Source organism: Actinoplanes sp. NBRC 103695 (assembly GCF_030269485.1).
In the GTDB taxonomy this organism is placed as follows: domain Bacteria; phylum Actinomycetota; class Actinomycetes; order Mycobacteriales; family Micromonosporaceae; genus Actinoplanes.
In genome coordinates this window covers 186745-207608 of record NZ_BSTL01000017.1, presented here as the reverse complement: position 1 = coordinate 207608, position 20864 = coordinate 186745, and the positions used below count along the sequence as shown (strand labels likewise).

General features: G+C 74.0%; 18 protein-coding genes. 12 read left to right on the top strand and 6 right to left on the bottom strand.

Annotated elements, in window-relative coordinates; all coding sequences use genetic code 11:
- Window positions 1-94: 94 nt before the first annotated feature.
- A complete protein-coding gene (locus QSK31_RS29815; protein WP_285687811.1) occupies window positions 95-3448 on the bottom strand; it encodes a 3-keto-alpha-glucoside-1,2-lyase-like domain-containing protein in 3354 nt (1117 codons plus the stop codon).
- Between the two features lie 396 nt (window positions 3449-3844).
- Here QSK31_RS29815 and QSK31_RS29810 point away from each other — a divergent pair, with 396 nt between their 5' ends.
- A complete protein-coding gene (locus QSK31_RS29810; RefSeq protein WP_285687810.1) occupies window positions 3845-5335 on the top strand; it encodes a serine/threonine-protein kinase in 1491 nt (496 codons plus the stop codon).
- Here the strand turns inward: QSK31_RS29810 and QSK31_RS29805 are convergent.
- A complete protein-coding gene (locus QSK31_RS29805; RefSeq protein ID WP_285687809.1) occupies window positions 5313-5492 on the bottom strand; it encodes a hypothetical protein in 180 nt (59 codons plus the stop codon). The two genes, QSK31_RS29810 and QSK31_RS29805, sit on opposite strands and share 23 nt — an antisense overlap.
- Window positions 5493-5526: 34 nt before the next feature.
- Between QSK31_RS29805 and QSK31_RS29800 the strand changes: the two genes are divergently transcribed.
- The 9 genes from QSK31_RS29800 to QSK31_RS29760 are packed head-to-tail and all read left to right on the top strand — an operon-like array spanning window position 5527 to window position 16344.
- Window positions 5527-6381: an ABC transporter ATP-binding protein gene (locus QSK31_RS29800; RefSeq protein WP_285687808.1), complete on the top strand. Its 855-nt coding sequence runs from the start codon at window positions 5527-5529 to the stop codon at window positions 6379-6381.
- A gap of 5 nt (window positions 6382-6386) precedes the next feature.
- Window positions 6387-7052 (top strand): ABC transporter ATP-binding protein, encoded by a 666-nt coding sequence (locus QSK31_RS29795; RefSeq protein ID WP_285687836.1) that lies wholly within the window; start codon window positions 6387-6389, stop codon window positions 7050-7052.
- Between the two features lie 4 nt (window positions 7053-7056).
- Window positions 7057-10221, top strand: a complete 3165-nt coding sequence (locus QSK31_RS29790) for an FtsX-like permease family protein (protein WP_285687807.1) — start codon at window positions 7057-7059, stop codon at window positions 10219-10221.
- Window positions 10218-12962, top strand: coding sequence for an FtsX-like permease family protein (locus tag QSK31_RS29785; protein ID WP_285687806.1), 2745 nt, complete (start codon window positions 10218-10220; stop codon window positions 12960-12962). The genes QSK31_RS29790 and QSK31_RS29785 overlap by 4 nt, the downstream gene beginning before the upstream one ends.
- A 51-nt stretch (window positions 12963-13013) precedes the next feature.
- The gene (locus QSK31_RS29780; protein ID WP_285687835.1) at window positions 13014-13916 is read left to right on the top strand and encodes an acyl-CoA dehydrogenase family protein; all 903 of its coding nucleotides are present in this window, start codon (window positions 13014-13016) and stop codon (window positions 13914-13916) included.
- Window positions 13910-14632 carry a PIG-L deacetylase family protein gene (locus QSK31_RS29775; protein WP_285687805.1) on the top strand — a complete coding sequence of 241 codons (723 nt, stop codon included), beginning with the start codon at window positions 13910-13912 and terminating at the stop codon, window positions 14630-14632. Before QSK31_RS29780 ends, QSK31_RS29775 begins: the two co-directional genes overlap by 7 nt.
- Window positions 14629-15240: a methyltransferase domain-containing protein gene (locus QSK31_RS29770; RefSeq protein ID WP_285687804.1), complete on the top strand. Its 612-nt coding sequence runs from the start codon at window positions 14629-14631 to the stop codon at window positions 15238-15240. The genes QSK31_RS29775 and QSK31_RS29770 overlap by 4 nt, the downstream gene beginning before the upstream one ends.
- Window positions 15237-15929, top strand: a complete 693-nt coding sequence (locus QSK31_RS29765; RefSeq protein ID WP_285687803.1) for a glycosyltransferase family 2 protein — start codon at window positions 15237-15239, stop codon at window positions 15927-15929. The genes QSK31_RS29770 and QSK31_RS29765 overlap by 4 nt, the downstream gene beginning before the upstream one ends.
- Before the next feature lie 4 nt (window positions 15930-15933).
- A complete protein-coding gene (locus QSK31_RS29760) occupies window positions 15934-16344 on the top strand; it encodes an RpiB/LacA/LacB family sugar-phosphate isomerase (RefSeq protein ID WP_285687802.1) in 411 nt (136 codons plus the stop codon).
- Here the strand turns inward: QSK31_RS29760 and QSK31_RS29755 are convergent.
- On the bottom strand, window positions 16337-16738 hold the full coding sequence (locus QSK31_RS29755; RefSeq protein WP_285687801.1) for a winged helix-turn-helix transcriptional regulator: 402 nt from the start codon (window positions 16736-16738) through the stop codon (window positions 16337-16339). The genes QSK31_RS29760 and QSK31_RS29755 overlap by 8 nt on opposite strands.
- A gap of 54 nt (window positions 16739-16792) precedes the next feature.
- Between QSK31_RS29755 and QSK31_RS29750 the strand changes: the two genes are divergently transcribed.
- Window positions 16793-17566, top strand: coding sequence for an alpha/beta fold hydrolase (locus QSK31_RS29750; protein WP_285687800.1), 774 nt, complete (start codon window positions 16793-16795; stop codon window positions 17564-17566).
- On the opposite strand, the gene QSK31_RS29745 is transcribed toward QSK31_RS29750, so the two are convergent.
- Entirely contained in the window at window positions 17550-18389 is an 840-nt protein-coding gene (locus QSK31_RS29745) for a helix-turn-helix transcriptional regulator (RefSeq protein ID WP_285687799.1), read from the bottom strand. The genes QSK31_RS29750 and QSK31_RS29745 overlap by 17 nt on opposite strands.
- 100 nt (window positions 18390-18489) lie before the next feature.
- On the opposite strand from QSK31_RS29745, the gene QSK31_RS29740 reads away from it, so the two are divergent.
- Window positions 18490-19233 (top strand): SDR family NAD(P)-dependent oxidoreductase, encoded by a 744-nt coding sequence (locus QSK31_RS29740; RefSeq protein WP_285687798.1) that lies wholly within the window; start codon window positions 18490-18492, stop codon window positions 19231-19233.
- Here the strand turns inward: QSK31_RS29740 and QSK31_RS29735 are convergent.
- Together QSK31_RS29735 and QSK31_RS29730 are read right to left on the bottom strand one after the other, a co-directional pair.
- Window positions 19230-19898 (bottom strand): NADPH-dependent F420 reductase, encoded by a 669-nt coding sequence (locus QSK31_RS29735; protein WP_285687797.1) that lies wholly within the window; start codon window positions 19896-19898, stop codon window positions 19230-19232. The genes QSK31_RS29740 and QSK31_RS29735 overlap by 4 nt on opposite strands.
- Window positions 19899-20156: 258 nt before the next feature.
- Entirely contained in the window at window positions 20157-20822 is a 666-nt protein-coding gene (locus tag QSK31_RS29730) for a GntR family transcriptional regulator (protein WP_285687796.1), read from the bottom strand.
- Window positions 20823-20864 lie beyond the last annotated feature (42 nt).

Below are 20864 nucleotides of genomic sequence, written 5' to 3'. Positions count from 1 at the left end.
AACACCGGCATCAAGGCTGGACGAGACCCCGGCAGGTGCCCGGAACGGCGGACGGCGCCGGCCCTGAGGCCGGCGCCGTCCCTCGTCGTACGGGTCAGGAGGGCTCGATCCAGATGTTGCGGTAGCGGACGTTGGCGCCGGCGTCGCCGTGGTCCTGGAGGCGGATCGGCAGGGCGGCCGCGCTCTCCGCCGCGCCTGCCCCGGTCGGGCCGTCGATCTCGATGTTGTTGTGCACGGTCACGCCGTTCCACACCACGGTGGCCCGGGCGTTCTCGGTCTTCGTGGAGCCGTTCCAGCGAGCCGCCCGGAACGTGACGTCATAGGTCTGCCACGTCTCGGGCGCGGTGCCGGCGTTGCTGGTGGCCGCCCGCTTCTGGTAGATGGCGGCGCTGTCGTCGTTGGCCAGGACCGCCTTGCCGAACGTGTCGAGGACCTGCAGCTCGTACCGGTCCTGCAGGTAGACGCCGCTGTTGGCGCGCTGCTGGCCCGTCACGTCGGAGGGCAGGTTCGGCAGCCAGAACTCGACGTGCAGCTTGAAGTCGCCGTACTGCTGCTTGGTCCGGATGTCCCCGCCGAGCACCTCGGCCGAGCCGCCGGAGATCGGCCAGGTCACCGCGCTGCCGTCGGAGTTCTGGAAGGCGTTCAGGTTGCCGCCGTCGAACAGCGTGACCCGGCTGGTCCCGTTGTGCGTCCAGCGCTGCTGCGCCACGTCGGCCCAACCGTAGATCTGGATCTGGGTGCCGTCCGCGGTCGCCCCGCCGGCCACGTCGAGGACCTTGCCGGACTGCGGGTTGAGCAGCGAGCCGTTGGCCTGCGCCTGCCATCGCTGCGCGGCGCTGTTGTTGCAGGTGTACAGCTGCACCTTGGTGCCGTCCGCGGTGCCGCTGTTGTCGATGTCCAGGCACTTGCCGAGCGCCCGCAGCGTGTCGCCCTCCCGGGTCCAGCTCTGCGCGGTCGAGTTGTTGCAGGTGTACAGCTGGATCTTGGTCTTGTCGGCGGTCTTCGCGCCGTCCACGTCCAGGCACTTCCCGGCGATGCCGGTGATGGTTCCGGTCCCCGAGCCGGCCGCGGCGGCGCCGCCACCGACGGTCAGGCTGTCCAGGTTGACGTTGCCGTTGTCGCCGGAGTCCACCTTGTACGCGACCGTGTTGCCGCCGGCCCGCAGGGTGACGGTGTCGGCCTTGGCCGCCCAGGTGTCCCAGTTGCCGGTGTCGGCGAGGCTGATCTGCCGGATCTTCGTACCGTTGACGTAGAGGCTGATCGTCTTGGCGCCCGGCGCCGGGTTCGGGCCGTTGCTGAAGCGCAGCGACAACGGGTACGAGCCGGCTGTCGGCACGTTCACGGTGAAGGTGGCCGCCGCGCCGGCCGAGCCGAGCCCGGCGACGAAGCCCGAACCGGTGTACCCGGAGTGGTCGGAGGCCACGCCCGCGCTGCCGCTGAGCCCGGAGTTCTCGGCCTCCACCTGACCGGTCTTCAGCGTGGTGCCGTCGACCAGGCTGTTCAGCGTGTACCAGGCCTCGGTGCTCCACAGCGACGTGCCGGACGTCGAGGTGAACGGGCGCGGCGAGCGGACGTGCACGACCCGGCCGGGCTTGAGCCCGCCGAGCTTGAGCGTCACCTTGAGCCGATCGCTGGACAGCGTCGCCGAGGTGACCGTCAGGTTCTCCTCGTCGACCTTCGGGCCGCCGTACGCCGGGGTGGAGACGTACCGCCACTGCTTGGCCCGGTAGCGCGAGGCCAGCTGTGCCGCGGTCGCCGTCGAGACCGGCTGGGTGTACTCGAACTCGAACCCGTCGGCGATCGCCCGCATGGCCTTGATGTCGAAGGCGCTGGTGCTGTTCGGCGTGAGCTTCTGCAGGCCGTACGTCAGCTTGCCCTCCTGGCCCCAGTTGCCGCCCGCGCCGAGCCCGCCGACGTAGAGCGCGCCGTCCGGACCTTGGCTGAGCCGCACCACGCCCATCTCCAGGCCCTGGGTGAGCCGGAAGACCGCGCCCTGGTACTGGCCGTTGACCTTCTCCAGGTACGCGCGTTGCAGACCGCCGTAGGTGACGTCGCCGAAGAGCATCTGACCGGCGTACGGCCCGGCGCTGAGCATCACCGGGGTGCTCGGCGAGTTGGCGATCTCGTTCTGCGGCAGCCAGAGAACCGGCTGGGTGACCGGCTGGTTGTCGAACGGGCCGTCCGGGTTGGTGTAGTGGCCGAAGAACCGGTCCTGCTTGACCTGGACAAGCTTCGACGCGGGCAGCCATCCGCCCTGGTTGTCGAGGACGAAGATGTCGCCCTCGGGCCCGTAGCCGATGCCGTTGGGGGTGCGCAGGCCGCCGGCGACGTACTGCACCGCGCCGGTCGACCGGTTGATCTTCAGCGTGGTGCCGCGGTTGGGCGAGCCCTGCGGCTCGGTGGTCGCGCCGCCCAGGTTGATCGACACCGACAGGTTCAGGTAGAAGAACCCGTCCTGGTAGAGCAGCCCGAAGGCGAACTCGTGGAAGTTGCCGTCGAAGGGCCAGGTGGCGACCCGGCGGAACTGGTCGATGACGCCGTCGCCGTTGGTGTCGTTGAGCTCGGTCAGCTCGTGCTTCTGGGAGACGTAGATCTTCCCGTCGACGATCTTCAGGCCCATCGGCTCGCGCAGGCCGGTGGCGATCCGGCGGTACGTGACCTGGCTGGGTGATGTGGCCCCGGTGACGTTGCTGAGGACGTAGACCTCACCGACGCTGGTCTCCTGACCGCCCCAGGTGGCGATGGCCAGGCGGCCGTCGGGGAACCAGTCCATCGCGCTGACCTGCGGCTGGAAGCCGGACGGGCGCAGGTTGGTCAGTGTGTAGCCGGGGTGCACCGAGGTCAGCGGCAGGCCGTCGCCCGGGCTGTCCCCGGAGGCCTCGCACTCCTTGCGGCCGGGGGCGGTCACCCGGACCACGCCGGAGTCGGTGCTCAGCACCGAGTTCGGGACCAGGGCGTACGCGCTCGCTCCCGGTGGCCGCCATTCGAGGGTGAGCTGCTGGCCGCCGCCCTGCTCGAAGAAGTCGATGTGCAGCGAGTGGTATCCGGTGGTCAGGTTGGCGGCGCCCTCCACGGCGGTGGCGCCGTGCAGGCCGTCGTTGTTGATCACCAGTGCGTCGTCGATCAGCAGCCGGGATCCGTCGTCGCTGGTGAGGCGGAAGCCGTACGTCCCGGCCGAGGTGATGTTGATGTTGCCGATCGCCTCGGTCTGGAAGTTGTCCTCGACGCCGAAGTCCGCCGCGGTGGTCCAGTTGATCGTCGGCATCAACTTGTCGACGTTCGGGGTCTGGCCGGGTTTCAGCTGGCAGATCGCGGTGCGCGCGGTCTGCAGGTCGAAAGTCCGCAGCGTGACGCCGGGTTCCTGGGGTGGGACGGCGGCCTGCGCCGGGAGTGCGGGAAGAAGGGCGGCGACGACGGCCGCGGCTGACAGCAGAACGAGTCTCTTCATGGACCCTCCAGCATCCGATCGACATATGTCGATGGGCAGAAAGGTTAGGCTTGTTTCGAATAGATGTCCATAACTTTTGCTTCGTGTGGCGAAAGTTGGGCGGGGTCGCATCGGAACGACCCCGCCCTATCGTCACCGGCCAGATTGGACGGGATCCGCGCTTCCGCGGAGTCCTTGCCGCCGCCGGCGCCGCCAGTCTCACCTTGTGGACTCCCGCTCTCGTCCGGATTCCTCGTCGATGGCAGGCACGACCCCGGGGTGGGACGGCCGTGACCTGTTACGGGGTGCCGCGCGGTCCGGATGGGCGCGTCGGGGGCCGGTGCGGGTGTGCCACCGATCGGTAAGATTTCCGCTCCGGCCGCGTGGACCGGGCGCGGCCCGGGTACATCAAGCTTCATGACTACCCGGCCTGCCACCGTCCAGGACCGGTACCGCCTCGGCCGGGAGCTCGGCGCCGGCGGCATGGGCCGGGTCTGGCTCGCCCGCGACGAGACGCTCGACCGCGACGTCGCGGTCAAGGAGATCCTGCTGCCGGACGAGATGGACGACCGCGACTCGCTACGCCGGCACATGCTGCTCGAGGCCCGGGCCAGCGCCCGGCTCAGCCACGAGAACGTGGTCCGGGTCTACGACGCTTTCGAGACCGACGGCCGCGCGTGGATCGTCATGGAGTACGTGCCGTCGCGCTCGCTGCAGCAGGTGCTGGACGCCGACGGGCCGATGCCGCCGGAACAGGCCGCGCGGGTCGGCCTCGCGGTGCTCGCCGCCCTCTCCTCGGCGCACTCGGCGGGCGTACGCCATCGCGACGTCAAACCGGCCAACGTGCTCCTCGCCGACGACGGCCGGGTCGTGCTCACCGACTTCGGGGTGGCCGCGGTGGACGGCGAGAGCATCGCCACCAGCTCCGGCCTCGTGGTGGGATCGCCGCAGTACATGGCCCCGGAACGGATCCGCGACGGTCATGCCGGGGAGTCCTGCGACCTGTGGTCGCTCGGTGCCACCCTGTACGCGGCGGTCGAGGGGCGTCCGCCGTACCAGAGGGCCTCGGTCATGGAGACCGTCACCGCGATCGCCGCCGACGAACCCGAGCCGATGCAGCAGGCCGGCGCGCTCCTCCCGGCGATCGAAGGGCTGCTGCGCAAGGACCCGGAGAAGCGGATCGACGCCGCCGAGGCGCGACGCCGGCTGCGCGCGGTGCTGGCCCGGCCGGCCCGGCGCCGATGGCCGTTCTGGCTCGCGGCGGCGACGGTCGTGCTCATCGCGGCGGCCGCCGTGGCCATGTGGGCGATCTCGTCACCCCGGCAGCCGCAGAAGCCCCCCGCCGCGGCACCGGCGCTCGTACCGTCAGCGGGGCCGCCTTCCTCCGCGCCCGCCGACCCGCCCGGCTCGGCTCCCGCCTCGACGCCTGCTTCCGCTCCCGCTTCGGCGGCCCCCACCGGCAGCGCCCTGCCCAAGCTGCCCGCCGGCTGGCGCGACTACAAGGACCCGACCGGCTTCCGGGTGTACGTGCCCGAGGGCTGGAACCGCTCGGAGGAGGGCACGATGGTCTACTTCCGGGGTGACGGACGGGTGCTCGGCATCGGCCAGACCCGCACGCCGCAGCCCGACCCGGTCGCCGACTGGAAAGGCAAGGCCGAGTACCGCAAGGGCCGCGGCGACTTCCCGGGCTACCGCCAGATCCACATCCAGAAGGTCGACTACTTCCAGAAGGCGGCCGACTGGGAGTTCACCTTCAACGGCTCGGGCACCCGGCAGCACGTGAACAACCGCGGCTTCGTCACCTCGAAGAAGCAGGCCTACGGCATCTGGTGGCAGACCTCCGACTCCTCCTGGGCCGGCGCGCGCGACGACCTCGACCTGATCTTCAGGAGCTTCCGGCCGCGGTGAACGCCTCCCCCGGGGTCAGCGCGGCGCCTGCGGCGAACTCCCGGGCGAACCGCTCCCCCAGCCGCTCCGAGCGGAGACAGGCGTAGCCGGCATCCGGCCGCCGGCGTGGGTGATCATGATCAACGGTAAAGAGGTTCGACTTGACGGCTGCGATCATCGGCACGAGGATTCCGGCTCGATAAAGGAGAGCCATGATCGTCTGCGAGAGTCTGGTGCGCATCTACCAGACCGGCTCGATCGAGGTGCAGGCGTTGCAGGGCCTGGACCTCGCGGTGGACCGCGGCGAGATGATCGCGGTGGTGGGCGCCTCCGGGTCGGGCAAGTCGACGCTGCTGAGCATCCTGGCCGGCATCGACGCGCCGACCGCGGGCAAGGCGCATGTGGGTGAGTGGGACCTGCTGGCGATGACCCGCGCCGACCGGGTGCGCTACCGGCGGCACACCGTGGGTTTCGTCCGGCAGCAGACCGCGAGCAACCTGGTGCCCTACCTGACCGCGGCGCAGATGGTCGACCTGCCGATGACCGCGGCCCGGACCCCGGCTTCGGAACGGCGGGAGCGGGCCGCCGAGCTGCTGGACACCCTCGGCGTCGGCGCGTGCGCGGACCGCCGGCCCGGTCAGCTCTCCGGCGGCCAGCAGATGCGGGTCGCGATCGCCGTGGCTCTGGCCAACCGGCCGCAGGTGCTGCTGGCCGACGAGCCGACCGGCGAGCTGGACACCGCCACCTCGGCAGAGGTCTTCGAGGCCTTGCGTACGGTCAACCGCGAGTTCGGTGTCACCGTCGTGATCGTCACGCACGACCCCGAGGTGAGCGGCCGGGTCGAGCGGACGGTGGCCATCCGCGACGGCCGGACCAGCTCCGAGGTCCTGCGCCGGACGGCCTCCCACGAGAACGGCGAGGAACACGTGATCGCCGAGGAGTACGCGGTGATGGACCGGGCCGGGCGGGTGCAGATCCCGAGCGACTACCGCACGGCCCTGGAGCTGACCCGGCGGGTGCGGCTCGTGCTGGAGGCCGACCGCGTGGAGATCCGGAGCGACCAGTGACCTCCCTGCTCAGCGTCCGCGGCGTCGACCGCACCTTCGGTCAGGGCCCGGCGGCCGTGCACGCCCTGCGCGACGTCTCGTTCGACGTCGAGGCGGGCACCATGGTCGCCCTGGTCGGCCGGTCCGGGTCGGGCAAGACCACGCTGCTCAACGTGGTCGGCGGGCTGGACCGCCCGGACACCGGGACCGTGGTCGTGGACGGCACCGAGGTGACCGGGCTGGACGACGACGGGCTGTCGAAGCTTCGGCGGGAGAAGGCGACGTACGTGTTCCAGACGTTCGGCCTGATCCCGGTGCTGTCGGCGGCCGAGAACGTGGGCGTGCCGTTGCGGATGGCGCGCGTACCCCTGAAAGAGCGTGAGCGGCGCGTCGAGCTGCTCCTCGACCTGGTCGGCCTGGCCGATCATGCCCGGCACCGGCCGGATGAGATGTCCGGCGGCCAGCAGCAGCGGGTGGCCATCGCCCGGGCCCTCGCCGCCTCGCCCAAGCTGCTGATCGCCGACGAGCCGACCGGGCAGCTGGACGCCGAGACCGGCCTGGCCGTGATGGCGCTGCTGCGCGGGGTCGTCGAGTCCGAGGGCGTCACCGTGCTGCTGTCGACCCACGACCCGGTGATGATGGCGCTGGCCGACCGGGTGCTGCGGATGCACGACGGGCAGGTCCACGCGTGATCGCGTGCTAGCGCTCCTGGTCCGGCGGGTCCGCACGCAGTGGCCGGTGCTCGCCGCGCTGCTGGCTCTGCTGGCGATCGGCGCGACCGTGGCCGGCGCCTGCGCGCTGCTGGTCACCCGTACCGGCGAGCAGGCGCTGGAGTCGGTGGCCACCAAGGGCACCGCCGACGAGGTGAAGGCGACCGCGTACACCGTGCAGGTCGCCCCGGCGCGGTCCGCGTCGGTCGCCGCGGACACCCGGGCGGTCCTCACCGAGGCGTTCGCGCCGTTCCCGATCAGCACGTCGGTGCGCGCGTCGTCCCGGACCCGCGTGCTGAAGTCCGCGCCGCAGGCCAACGGCCTGCCCGCCGAGACCTATCTGTCCGGCATGGACGGTCTGGAGAGCCGCGCCGCCCTGGTCACCGGGCGGTGGCCGCGGGCCGGCGCCGCACCTGTCGAGTCGGTGCTGCTCGAGACGACCGCCCGGATGCTCGGCATCCGCGTGGGCCAGCGGGTGCTGCTCGGCCAGGAGAAGGCCTTCGACGGGGCGCCCGCCGTCGAGGTCACGGTCGTGGGCACCGTCCGGCCGCTCCCCGCGACCGGCTGGGAGCGGGACACCCTCGGCGGCATCGGCTACGAGGTGGGCTTCTTCTCCGACGGCAGCAGTGACCAGCCGGTTCTCGCGTACGGGCCGTTCATCGTCGACCTGAGCGACCTCTTCGCCACCGCGTCGCTGATGGACCGGCTGGAGGTCGTCGCCGTGCCGGACATGCGCGGCGCCGACGTCCGGGAACTGAACGCGGCCGTGAGCCGGCTGGGCGACGCCGACCGGCTGCTCGCCCGCCGCCTCGGCGACCGGGTGAGCATCCACCGCGTCGACGCCCGCCTGGTGGTGACCATGGCGCAGGCTCGCGAACAGCGCCGGGTGGCCGCCGCGGTGGTCGTCGCGGTGGCCGTGCTCGGCTGCGGGCTGGCCGCTGCCGCCCTGGTCCTGGCCGGGCGGCTGACCTCGGAGGTACGCGCCGACGAGACCGCGCTGCTGTCGGCGCTGGGCGTCAGCCGCGGCCAGTTCGCCGCCGCCGCGGGCGTGGAGACCGCCGTCCTGGCCGTGATCGCCGCCCTGATCGCGGTACCGGCCTCCGCCGCGCTGCACTCCGCCCTCACCCATCTCCCGCCGCTGGCCGGTGCCGGGCTGGCCACCGGCCCGGTGGTGACCGCCACCCAGCTGGCCGCCGTCGCGGGCGGCGCGCTGGCGCTCGCGGTCGTGCTCGCCGTCCTGACCATCCGCCCGGTCGTCGCGCCCGGCGAACGCCACCGCCGCGCCGAGCTCGTCGCCCGGTCCGGCGTCGACCTGCTGCTCGTGGCGTTCGCCGCGATCGGCTGGTGGCAGCTGGCCGGGCAGCCCGACGTGGCCACCACCCGCACCGACGTCGTCCGGGTCGCCGCGCCCGCGCTGATCCTGACGGCCGGCGCGGCGCTCGCCCTGCGGGTCGTCCCGCCGGCCCTGCGCGGCCTCGACCGGCTGGCCCGCCGGGCACGCGGGCTGGTGCTGCCGCTGGCCGCCTTCGAGGCCGCCCGCCGGCCGCACGCGGTCGCCGCCGGTCTGCTGGTCAGCCTGGCCTGCGCGGCGGGCACCTTCGGGGTCGCGTTCTCGGCCACCTGGGAACGCTCGCAGCACGATCAGGCCGATCTGGCGGTGGGCACCGACCTCCGGGCCGCGGTGACCGGGCTGGCGAGCGCCGGGGACGGTCCCGCGATCGCCGCGGCCACCGGCGGATCGGTCAGCCCGGCCGCCGACCGCGGCGTCGGAATCGGCCAGTGGACCGGCGGTGCGGCCCAGCCACCACGGCTGGTCGCCACCGACATGGGACGCGCCGGCGACCTGCTGCGCGGCCGGTTGCCCGAGGGCCGCAGCTGGTCGCGGGTGGGTGCGTCACTGGCGCCACGGGACCGGGTGGACGGCGTCGCCGTGCCGGCCGGTGCGGCGCTGACCATCAGCGGGACCGCGACCGGCGACGTCCCGATCCTCGTCTCGCCGCGCCTGGTGCTGCAGGACTCCACCACCGGCCTGCGCAGCACCTGCATCGGCGACCGGGTGCTGCTGGACGGCGCCACGCACCGGCTGCCGGACTGCGCCACCACGGCCGGGCAGCAACTCGTCGCGATCGCGCTGCCGATCACCCCCGACCCGGCGGCGGAACTCGCGGAGACGGCCACCACCTCGGTCGCGGTCACCGTCACGATGCCGGGTCCGGCGACCGGCCCGGCGTGGACGGCCACCTCCACGCCCCCCTTCGAGAGCCAGCTCAGCGACCCGAAGGTCACGGCCGACGGCAGCCGGCTCACGATGTCCGCCGGTGTCCAGCTGGTCAGCTCGCAGGCCGCCGCGCGGACGCTGATGGCCAGCACCTTCGGCGACCCCGGGCCGGTGCCGGTCGCCATCGCGGCCCGCGTCGCCGACGAGCTCGGGATCGGTCGCGGCGCGCGGCTCAGCATGCCGATGGGCATCACGCCGGTGCCGATGGCGGTCGCCGAGATCGTGCCCGAGGTCCCGGCCGCGCCGGGCACCCCGGCGGTCCTCGCCGACATCGACACCCTGTCCCGGTCGCTGATCCTGCGAGGCGATCTCCGGTATCCCGCGGATGCCTGGTGGGTCGCGCACCCGGCGCGGGCCGGCGCCGCCGAACGCGTGACCGCCCTGCATCTGGGCCAGGTCACCGCCCGCGACGCCACGGCCGCGCGGCTGATCGGCAGCCCGCCACGCGCCGGGGTGACGCCCGCGCTGCGCCTGCTCGTCCTGGTGGCGGCGCTGCTGCTGCTCGCCGACGTGATCCTGCACGTCAGCAGCGACCTGCGGGTCCGTGCGGTCGAGGTGGCCCGGCTGCGCGGCCTGGGCGTGACCCGCCGCGAGGTCCGGGCCATGCTCCTCGGCCAGCACGCCGGGGTGCTGCTGCCCCTGCTGATCGCCGGTGTCCTCGTCGGGGCCCTCGCCACCCGGATCGTGGCGCCGCCGATGGTCCGCGCCGAGACCGGCGCCGCGCCGATCCCGGCCGCGTTCGGCATCTGGCCGTGGGCCGCCGAAGCCGCCTTCCTCGGCGTCGTGGTGGTCTCCTGCCTGCTCGCGCTGACCGTCGTGGTGATCGCGCAGACCCGCCGCGCGGACGCCGCTCACCTGCGGGTGGCGACATGACCCTCCACTGGCCCAGCGTCCGCGGCCGAGCCCGCGCCGACGCCGGCCTCCTCGCCCTGGTCGCCGTCGTGGTCGCGATCATCTCGATGCTGGCCGGCGCCACCCCGGCACTCCTGCGCTCGACCACCGACGCCGCCATCCGCGACGCCGTCCGCGACGCCGGCGACGACGCCCAGGTCATCGCGCACTCGAACTGGGAGTACGACGACGTGCTGGGCGGCAGGTCCCGGGCACCGAAGCTGGCCGACGACGTCGACGCCTTCCGCAAACGCGCCGACTCGTCCCTCGACCCCGACCTGAGCGACGTGCTGAACACGCCGATCGCCACCGCGAGCGGCCTCAGCCTCGACATCACCGACGGCAGCCTCCTGCGGACCTTCCAGTTCACCTACCTCGCCGACGAGCGCGGCCCGTTCAGCGCGAGCCGGGTCACCTGGGTGGCCGGTGGCCCGCCGCGGGCCTCCGCGGCCGAGGCCGTCGTCCCGCGCAGCGGCCCGCCCTGGCCGGTCCAGGTCGGCCTCTCCGAGGCGGACGCGGACGCGCTGAAACTGAAGCCGGGCGACCGCATCCCGCTCAAGGACCAGTTCCTGCGCGTCAAGCTCGTCACGATCAGCGGCGTGTTCCGGGCGACCGACCCGGCCGATCCCGCCTGGCGTCTCGCCCCGTGGCTGCTGCGTCCCTCCCCCGGCCTGGACGGCGTCGGCACCACCCGGCTGGGCGGGCTGCTCTCGCCCGAGTCGCTGCCCGACGCCCGGCTCGCGGTCGACCAGGAGGAGATGGATCGCGCCGTCTACTTCGAGCCCGACCCGGCGGCCCTCTCCTCGGCGACCGCCGGCGACATCGCCGCCTTGCTGGTCAAGCTCCAGGCCACCTCCAGCGCCTTCACCGCGGGCGACGCCTCGCTGCAGTGGCAGACCCAGCTCGACAACGTGCTGCGCACCGTGCAGATGCGGGTCAACGCCGCGACCGCCCAGGCCTCGGTGCTGCTCGCCGGCGTACTGACCGGCACGGTCCTGGTGCTCCTGCTCGCCGCGGCGCTGCTCGCCCGCCGCCGCGCCCCGGCGTTGATCGGCGCCCGGCAGCGCGGCGCGGGCCTGCCCGGCCTGGCCGCCGAGCTGCTGATCGAGTCGGCGGCCGTGGCGCTCGTGTCGGCCGCCGCCGGTCTCGCGGCCGCCCGGGTCGTCACGCCCGGGATCGCCTGGCGGTGGGCCGTACCGGTGGTCGTCGCGGCGGCCCTGGCCGGTCCCGCGTACGGCGTCGTGGTCGCCGCCCGGGCCACCCGCGACCGGCGCGTGCCCGCCAACCGCACCGCACGCCGCCGGATCCACCGCGCCGCCCTGCTGCGCCGCGCGACGCTGGAGGGCGCCGTCCTGGTGGCCGCGGCGCTGGCCGTGATCGCGCTGCGGCAGCGCGGCATCCTGCCGGCCTCGGCCGGGCCGACCTCCGGGGCGCTCGACCCGTTCACCGGCCAGGAGAGCACCTCCGCGCTGGCGGCGAGCGCACCTTCGCTGGGCGTCATCGCCGGGGCCCTGGTCCTGCTGCGGCTGCTGCCTCCCGCGCTGCGGCTGGTGCTGCGGCGGGCGTTGCGCTCCGATCGCCCGCTGGTCGTCTTCGGCACCGCCCAGGCGGCTTCCGGCGCCTCGCGTACGCTGCCGGTCCTGGTCATGACCGCCGCGGCCGCGCTGGCGACCTTCGCACTCGGCCTCGGCGCCACCGCCGGCCGCGGCCTCGAGGACGCCTCCTGGCGGACGGTCGGCGCGGACGTCCGGGCGGACACCGTGCCCGCCGCCGGCGTCGACCTGGTGGCGCTGGCCCGGAAGGTGGCCGCCGCCCCCGGCGTCGAGCACGTCGCCACCGGCCAGATCACCGAGGGCGCCCGCATCGCGAACCAGTCCAAGCTGGTCACCGCGCGGCTGGTCGTCCTGGACGCGGCGGCGTACCGGCGGGTGCTCGGCGACACCCCGTTGCCGGACGTGCCCGCGCTCGGCGACCTGACAGCGGGCGGCACCGGCGGGGTGCCGGCCCTGGTCCGGTCGGCCGACGGCAGCCTGCTGCCGGGAATGGCGCTCCAGTTCCCGCGCAAGGAGGCGACCCCGATCGCGCTCACGGCGGTCGGTGCGGCGCCCGTCCTCGGCGACAGCGGCGACGCCATGTACGTGGACGCCGCCGCTCTGACCGCCGCCGGTGTCCCGGTCGAGCCGACCACCCTGTGGGTGTCCGGTCCCGGCGCGGCGAAGGCCCTCGACGGCGTGCAGGGCATCAGCGTCACGCTGCGCGCCGAGGTGGCCGGGGAGCGGCGTGCCGCCCCGGTGACCGCCGGTCTCTTCGCCCTGACCTGGGTTTCCGCGATCATGCTCGGTGCGCTGGGGCTGCTCGGGTTCGCCCTCGGCGCGTCCGCCGGAGCGCCGCAGCGCTGGGCGACGATGGGGCGGTTGCGGACGCTCGGGCTGCGGCTGCGCGACACCCGTACGGTCGCCGCAGGCGAGCTCCTGCCGCCGGTGCTGATGGCCGCGGTCGGCGGTCCGCTGCTCGGCGTGCTGCTGGCCCACCTCACCACGGGCTCGCTGGCGCTGCGGCTGCTGGTCGGCTGGGACAGCGACCCGCCGCTGACGGTGCCGTGGTGGACGCTGCTCGCGCTGGCCGTGGTCTTCCTGGCCGCGGTGCCGGTGGCGGGGGCCGCCGAGGCCTCCCTGCGCCGCCGCCAGGGCCTGGGCGAGCTGCTCCGCGTGGGCGGCACCTAGCCGGAAGGGCGCATAACGCCGCCCTTTCCCGGGCATCAGGCACCCGTGATCATGTTCGAGATCCCCGACCTGCCTCTGCCCGGGCACGGTCGCACCGCCGAGCGTCTGCGCGGGCTGACCGAGCTGGGCCGCCGGGATCCGGTGGTGGCGCGGCTCGCCGAGGGCCATCTGGACGCGGTGGCGATCAGCGCCGAGCTCGGCGCCGATCAACCCGGCGGTGGCGAACGCTGGGGTGTCTGGGCCGCGGTTCCTTCTTCGGTACGCGCGGAGCACGGCCCCGCCGGCTGGCGTCTGACCGGCGACCGGCCGTGGTGCTCCGGAGCTGCCTGGTGCACCCACGCCCTGGTCACGGCCGCCGCACCGGGCGGCATCCGGCTCTTCGCGGTGGCGAACGAGGTCCCGCACGCGGCCCCGCTGGACGACACCTGGCCGGCCGTGGGCATGGCCGCCAGCGACAGCCGCACCATCCGTTTCACCGACGCCCCCGCCCAGCCGGTCGGCGGCCCCGGCGACTACGTGGGCCGCCCCGGCTTCTGGCACGGCGGCATCGGCGTGGCCGCCTGCTGGTACGGCGGCGCGCTGGGCGTCGCCGACACCCTCCGCGCCGCCGCCGGCCGCAAGGACCTCGGCCCGCACGCCTTCGCCCATCTGGGCGCGGTCGACGTCGCCCTGGGCGCGGCCGGCGCCGTGCTGGCCGAGGCGGCCGCCGCGATCGACGCCGAGCCGGAGGCCGGCGCGCACCGGCTGGCGCTGCGGGTACGCGCCACCGCCGAGGCGACCGCCACCGAGGTCCTCGACCGGGTCGGCCGGGCGCTCGGCGCCGGACCCCTCTGCCGGGACGCCGCCCACGCGCGCCGGGTCGCCGACCTGACCGTCTATCTGAGGCAGAGCCACGCCGAAGGCGACCTGGAACAGCTCGGCCGGTTGCTGGCGGAGGAGGAGCCGACATGGTGAGACCGATCGAGGGCGCGGGCACCGACGAGATCACGTGGTCGACCTGGCCCGCGATGAAGACCTGGCCGGCGCTGCCGCTCGACCCGCCGGGCCCGCCGCTGGTGGTGGCGCCGCACCCGGACGACGAGATCCTCGGCGTGGCCGGTCTGATGGCCATGCTCGGCGCCGCCGACCTGGTCGCGGTCACCGACGGCGAGGCCTCCCACCCGGGGTCCACCGTGCACACCCGGGAGGAGCTGGCCGCGATCCGCCGGGCCGAGACGGACGAGGCGATGTCCCGGCTGGGCCTCGGCGCGTCGACGATCCACCGGCTCGGCCAGCCCGACGGCGGCATCGACGAGCAGGCGGTGGCCCGGGCGCTGGTCCCGCTGCTCACGCCGGGCCGCTGGTGCCTGACCACGTGGCGCGAGGACGGTCACCCGGACCACGAGATGGTCGGCCGGGCCGCGGCACGCGCCTGCGCGGCCACCGGGGCCCGCCTCCTCGAATACCCGATCTGGGCCTGGCACTGGGCCGAACCGGACGACCCGCGCGTCCCCTGGGAGCGGGCGCACGTGATCGACCTGACCCCCGCGGCGAAGGCGGCGAAGGCGGCCGCGATCTCCGCCTTCCCCAGCCAGATCGCGCCGCTCGGACCCGCTGGGGCGGACGCCGCGATCCTCCCGCCGCACGTGCTGGCCCGGTTCGCCCGCCCGTTCGAGGTGCTCTTCGCATGACGACACCGGTCAACTTCTTCGAGCGGATGTACGCCGAGAGCGCCGACCCGTGGAGCTTCGACACCCGCTGGTACGACGCCCGGAAACATGATCTGACCGTGGCGGCGCTGCCCCGGCGGCGCTACCGTTCCGGTTTCGAGCCCGGCTGCTCGACCGGGATGCTGACGGCCCGCCTGGCCGCCCGCTGCGACCGTCTGCTGGCGGTCGACGCGGTGGACGCCGCGGTCACGACGGCCGCCGAGCGGGTCGCCGACCGTCCCGGCGTGCGGGTCCACCGGGCGGCGATGCCCCACGAGTGGCCGGCCGGCGAGACCTTCGACCTGATCGTCCTGTCCGAGCTGGGCTACTACTTCGACGACGCGGACCTGGCCCGCCTGCTCGACCACGCCGTCGCCACCCTCGAGCCGGGCGGCGACCTGGTCGCGGTGCATTGGCGCTGGCCGGTGACCGAGCACGCCCGCCCCGGCGACGAGGTGCACGCCGCCCTCGCGTCGCTGCCCGGCCTGACCCGCACGGCCCGCCACGAGGAGGCCGACTTCCTCCTGGAGGTCTTCACGCGTACGCCACCACCGGCGCTCTCCGTCGCCCAGCGCGAGGGCCTCGCGTGAGGCGGGTCGCGGTCGTGGTGCCCGCGCACGACGAGCGCGAACTGCTGCCCGCCTGCCTGGCCGCGATCGCGGTGGCGGCCGCCGAGGTGGCGCCCCTGCCGGTGGAACGGATCGTGGTCGCCGACGCCTGCACGGACGACACCGCCTCGCTCGCCGCCGCCGCGGGCGCGACTGTGCTGACGGTCGCCGCGCGCAGCGTCGGGGCCGCCCGGGCCGCCGGTATGGCTCATGCGCTGCGGCACGGTCCCGGCCGGCTCTGGCTGGCCACGACCGACGCCGACAGCCTGGTCCCACCCGGCTGGCTGCGCTGGCAGTTGCGGCACGAGGCGTCCGGAGCGGACCTGCTTGCCGGCACGGTCGAGGTGGACGACTGGGCCGCCTGGCCGGCCGGGCTGTCCGCGGCCTACGAGCAGCGCTACCGCGCGGGCGTTTCCTCGCAGTCGCACCGCCACGTGCACGGCGCGAACCTCGGCCTGACCGCGCACGCCTACCTGGCCGCCGGTGGCTTCGCGGCCCGCCGGTTCGACGAGGACCGCGACCTGATCTCCCGGGCGCTGGCCGCCGGCGCCCGCGTGGTGGCCGACCCGGCCTGCCCGGTGCGCACCAGCTCCCGTCCCCGCGGCCGCGCCCCGAACGGCTTCGCCGCCCACCTGAGTTCCCTGGCCGTGGAATCGGTCGGCATAGGCTGACGGCATGCGGATCGCGTTCGCCAGCGACGACGAGAACGACACGACCCGGGCCGTGGTCGAGGCCATCGACGACGACGGGCACGAGATCCTACGGCCGGACGGTTCGCCGGACTGGGTGGACCTCGGCCGCTTCGTCGGTCAGGCGGTCGTCGACGGCCGCGCCGACCACGGCGTGGTGATGTGCTGGACCGGCACCGGCACGGCGATCGCCGCCAACAAGGTCCCCGGTGTCCGGGCGGCGCTCGCCTGGGATCCGTGGGTCGCCCGCGGCGCCCGGCTCTGGAACGACGCGAACGTGCTGGCCATGAGCCTCAAGCGGCTCGCGCCGGACGTGGCGGTCGAGGTGCTCCGGGCGTACCTGGAAACTCCGGAGCCCGACCCCGGCGAAGCCGCCACCATCGCGAAGCTCACCTGATCTTCCGGGCCTCCCGCACGGCGGGCATGTTGGCCTCCGCCCAGGCCCGCACCGCCGCCAGCGGAGCGTCCAGGGTCAGGCCGAGCGAGGTGAGCGTGTACCAGGTGCGCGGCGGCACCGACGGCTCGACGCGGCGGGTGACCAGGCCGTCGGCGATCATCCGGCGCAGCGTCTGGGACAGCATCTTGTGCGAGACGCCGGGCATCGCGCGCCGCAGCTCGGCGAAACCACGCTCGGCGGGATGCGCCTCGGCCAGCACCTTCACCAGCATCGAGGTCCACCTGTCGCCGATGCGATCGAGCAGCTGCCGGGTCGGGCACTCCGGGCTGAACAGGTCGCCGGCGGTTACCTCGCGGTCACCGCGTACCCGTGAAGTGCTCTCTTGATCGTCCATCGCGCGCGCTCCAGGGTTCTGTGCAGGGGAACGAGCCTACCGAGGAGGGCCGGCGTGCGGATCGCGAGCAACGGGACCGAGCTGGCGGTGACCGTGACCGGGTCGGGGCCGCCCGTCGTGCTGCTGCACGGCTGGCCGCACACCCGGCGCGTGTGGGAGCAGGTGCTGCTGCCGGGGCGGCGGGTGATCGCGCCGGATCTGCGCGGGGTCGGTGAGAGCGCGCCGGCGAGTGACGGCTTCGACGCGGCGACCCAGGCGGCCGACGTCCTGGGGGTGCTGGACGCGCTGGGCGTCGGTGCCGTCGAGGTCGCGGCCGTCGACGCCGGGGTGCCGGTCGCGTTCCTGCTGGCGATGGGGCATCCCTGGCGGGTGCGGCGGCTGGTGCTGATGGAGGGGACGCTGCCGGGGCTGCCGGGCGGGTTCGACGTGCCACCGTGGTGGTTCGGGTTCCATGCCGTGCCGGGCCTGGCCGAGGCCGTCGTCGAGGGACGGGAGGACGTCTATCTGGGATGGTTCCTGCGCGCCGTCGAGGATCCGGCGTTGCGGGCGGCGTTCGTGGCGGGCTACCGGGGGCGGCTCGCGGCCGGGTTCGGCTTCTACCGGGCGATGGAGGAGAACGCCTCGCTGATCCGCGCGGCAGTCGCCGCCGACCGGCTCAGGATGCCCGTGGTGGCACTCGGTGGCAGCGTCGTCGGGTCGCGGTTGCACCGGCAGCTCGAGCCGCACGCGGATGACCTGACCGGCGAGATCCTCGAACGCTGCGGGCACATCGTGCCGCTGGACCGCCCGGACGCCCTGACCCGGATCCTGGTCAACCACGATCGCTGACCCAGGACGCCAGCAGAGGCAGGTTTCCGGCGGTCGTGGAGCCCGGCTCGGCGGTGTAGATGATCAGGTGCTGGTCGGGCTGCTGCGGGGCGGCCACCAGTTCGATGTTGAAGACCAGGTCACCGGCGATCGGGTGGCGGATGCGCTTGATCGCCGACGCGTAGTCCCGGACGGCGTGATCGTCCCACCAGCGGGCCACGTCCGGGTCGGCCCGGCGCAGCTCGGCGATGGCCCGGTGCAGGCGGCGGTCGTGCGGGTACCGCCCGGCCTCCCGGCGCATCCCGGCGACCATGGCCTGGGCGAAGTCCGCCCAGTTCAGGATGCGGCGCCGTGCCTCCGGGTCGAGCAGCAGGAAGCGGGCGAAGGACGTGCCCGGTTCCATCGGGTGCCCGAGCACGGCGCGGAGCAGCGCGTTGCTGGCCAGGACCGTCGCGCGCCGGCCGAGCAGCACCACGGGTACGTGGTCCAGGGCGCCCATGACCCGCAGCAGGCCGGGATCGGCCCGCTGCGGCACGTCCGCCGCCGCGACGTGCCGGGTGGTGGCCGGCGCCGCGAGATCGTGCAGGTGGGCGCGTTCCACGTCGTCCAGGCGCAGCGCGCGGGCCAGGGCGTCGAGGACCTCGCGGGAGATGTTCGCCTGCCGGCCCTGCTCGAGGCGGCTGTAGTAGTCCGGGCTGAGGCCGGCGAGCACGGCCAGTTCCTCGCGGCGGAGGCCGGGCACGCGGCGGGCGCCCGGGAACGGCTCGATGCCGGCCTGGTGCGGGGTCAGCCGGTCACGCCGCGACCGCAGGAAGGCTGCCAGCTCCGCTCGATCAGACCCCACGGACCGACCGTACGCGGGCCGGGCCCGGCCAGGGTGGTCCTGCCATGCCCAGGCAGCACATGCATTGGCCCGCTCGCCGGGACCGCCGCAGCCTGGGGTCATGACCTCACTTCACGGGCGTACCGCCCTCGTCACCGGCGCCACCAGCGGAATCGGCGCCGCCATCGCACAGACCCTGGCCGGGGCCGGGGCGCGCGTCGTCGTCGCCGGCCGTGACGCCACCCGCGGCGAGAAGGTGATCGGCGCGATCCGCGAGGCCGGGGGTACGGCGGACTTCGTCGCGGTGGATCTGGCCGGCTCGTACGCGGAACTGCGGGCCTTCACCACCAGAGCGGGGCACGTCGACATTCTCGTCAACAACGCGGGCCTCTACCCGGCGACCGCGACGGCCGGCCTTCCCGACGGCGACCTCGACGCCATGCTGGCCGTGAACGTCCGTGCGCCGCATGTGCTGGTCGCGGAACTGGCTCCGGCGATGGCCGCACGCGGCACCGGGGCCATCGTGAACGTTGGCTCGTGGATGGCCCGGGTCGGGGTGCCGTTCGCGGCGATGTACACCGCGACGAAGGCCGCGATCGAGCAGATGACCCGCACGTGGGCGGCCGAGTTCGGTCCGAGTGGCGTCCGGGTGAACACGGTGGCGCCGGGCGCGACCGCGACTCCCGGCAACGAGCACGCCGCCGAGGCCGTCGCTCAGATGGCGTCCGGAACCCCGGCGGGCGTGCCCGTCCAGCCGTCACAGGTCGCGGCCGGTGTGCTCTTCCTGGTCTCCGACGGCGCCGCGATGGTGCACGGCGCCACCCTGGATGTCGACGGCGGCATGACCGCCACCCGCCTGGGTTAGCGGCCGGCCGCTTCGACCGCCGCACGGACCTTGTCGGCCGAGGCGGGTGTGCCGGCCTGGTCGTCAGGGGTGCCGTAGGGCGGGCCGTACGCGGGCTGGCCCGGCTCGACCCGCCACGAGTCGGCGAGCGAGCCGATGTCGTACGCGTCGTAGCCGATCGAGTCGAGGAACTCGGTGGCCACCCGCTTGGCCTCGGCGTCGTCCCCGGCGATGGTCAGCGTCGTCCGGTCCGCCGCGCCGGCCGGGCGGGCCAGGTTGCGCAGGTGCTGGAAGTAGATGTTGTTGAAGACCTTGACCAGCCGCGCCGAGCCGAGGTGCTGCTGTTCGAGCTCCGAGCTGGTCAGCTTGCCCTCGTCGAGCTCGGTGACGTTGCCGTCGCGGGCCACGTAGTAGTTGTCGGTGTCGAGGACGACCTTGCCGGCGAGCTGCTCGGCCGGCAGCTTCGTGTGGGCGTGGAACGGCACGCTCACCACGATCAGGTCGGCGTCCGCGGCCACCTCGGCCGGGGTGGCCGCCCGGGCCGGGTCGCCGAGCTCGGTCACCAGTCCGCGCAAGGTCTCCGGGCCGCGCGAGTTGCTCAGTACCACGTCATGCCCGGCGGCCACCGCCAGCCGCGCGACGGTCCCGCCGATCGATCCGCTCCCGATGAATCCCACCGTCGTCATGCCCCACCAGTCCTCGCCGTCGGATCAGATAGTGGTAGGCAAATCGGGCATTCATACGGCGGATGCCGGTTTTGCCTACCACTGGCCGACAACTCGCGCACCCCGGCGCTCATTTCCGCCGCGCCGAGGGTGTGACGGCGGCAACATGGTGCGAGTCGGCAGTTTCCGGGTCTCAGGAGCGACGGAGGCCCCTGCGAGGTCTGAATCTCGCGGCCTCAGAAGCGACGGAGGCCCTTGCGAGGTCTGAATCGCGCGGCCTCAGGAGACCGCGGCGTCGCGGAGCCGCCCGTGGGCGTCGTGGGGCAGGTCGGCGTAGTGCCACTGGTGGTCGCGGGCGTGCCGGCAGGCCGTCTCCAGGTCGCCGGCCTCGATGGCGGCCAGCAGGGCGGCGTGGTCGTGGACGACGTCCTTCAGCTTGACCTCGGCGGCGACCATCGTGACCGCCGTGCGAGCCTCGATCTGCAAGGCCTCCCAGGACAGGCGCAGCAACTCGTTGTGCGCGGCCTCGATGATGTGCCGGTGGAAGGCGACGCTCGCCTTGGCCGCCGCCTCGTCGTCGCCGGTGCGGGCCGCCGCCCGCATCTCCGTGACCGTGGCCCGCAGGGCGGCGACCGGCACGGTGCCGGCCAGCATGGCCAGGCGGGTGGCCGTCTCCTCCAGGGCGGCGCGCACCACGTAGCTCTCGCGCAACGTCTGCTGGACGAAGTGCCGGACGAAGGTGCCGCGCCGGGGCCTGGTCTCGACCATCCGCATGGCCTCGAGCTCGCGCAGCGCCTCGCGCACGGGCGCCTGGCTGGTGCCGAAGCGGGCGGCCAGCTTGGTCTCGACGAGCCGCTCGCCGGGCGGGATGTCGCCGGACACGATGTCGACCACGAGCATGTCGCGGATCTGCTGCGCCAGCGTCAGCCGCGACAGGGAGGTCATCCGCCCATGGTAGTCACGCGACGGGGTTGACTCGGCGACCAC

Bases quoted from the DNA above. Each gene is read 5' to 3' on its own strand.
- QSK31_RS29815 (WP_285687811.1), bottom strand. From the start codon at position 3,448: ATGAAGAGACTCGTTCTGCTGTCAGCCGCGGCCGTCGTCGCCGCCCTT.
- QSK31_RS29810 (WP_285687810.1), top strand. From the start codon at position 3,845: ATGACTACCCGGCCTGCCACCGTCCAGGACCGGTACCGCCTCGGCCGG.
- QSK31_RS29805 (WP_285687809.1), bottom strand. From the start codon at position 5,492: ATGATCGCAGCCGTCAAGTCGAACCTCTTTACCGTTGATCATGATCAC.
- QSK31_RS29800 (WP_285687808.1), top strand. From the start codon at position 5,527: ATGATCGTCTGCGAGAGTCTGGTGCGCATCTACCAGACCGGCTCGATC.
- QSK31_RS29785 (WP_285687806.1), top strand. From the start codon at position 10,218: ATGACCCTCCACTGGCCCAGCGTCCGCGGCCGAGCCCGCGCCGACGCC.
- QSK31_RS29780 (WP_285687835.1), top strand. From the start codon at position 13,014: ATGTTCGAGATCCCCGACCTGCCTCTGCCCGGGCACGGTCGCACCGCC.
- QSK31_RS29775 (WP_285687805.1), top strand. From the start codon at position 13,910: ATGGTGAGACCGATCGAGGGCGCGGGCACCGACGAGATCACGTGGTCG.
- QSK31_RS29770 (WP_285687804.1), top strand. From the start codon at position 14,629: ATGACGACACCGGTCAACTTCTTCGAGCGGATGTACGCCGAGAGCGCC.
- QSK31_RS29760 (WP_285687802.1), top strand. From the start codon at position 15,934: ATGCGGATCGCGTTCGCCAGCGACGACGAGAACGACACGACCCGGGCC.
- QSK31_RS29755 (WP_285687801.1), bottom strand. From the start codon at position 16,738: ATGGACGATCAAGAGAGCACTTCACGGGTACGCGGTGACCGCGAGGTA.
- QSK31_RS29740 (WP_285687798.1), top strand. From the start codon at position 18,490: ATGACCTCACTTCACGGGCGTACCGCCCTCGTCACCGGCGCCACCAGC.
- QSK31_RS29735 (WP_285687797.1), bottom strand. From the start codon at position 19,898: ATGACGACGGTGGGATTCATCGGGAGCGGATCGATCGGCGGGACCGTC.
- QSK31_RS29730 (WP_285687796.1), bottom strand. From the start codon at position 20,822: ATGACCTCCCTGTCGCGGCTGACGCTGGCGCAGCAGATCCGCGACATG.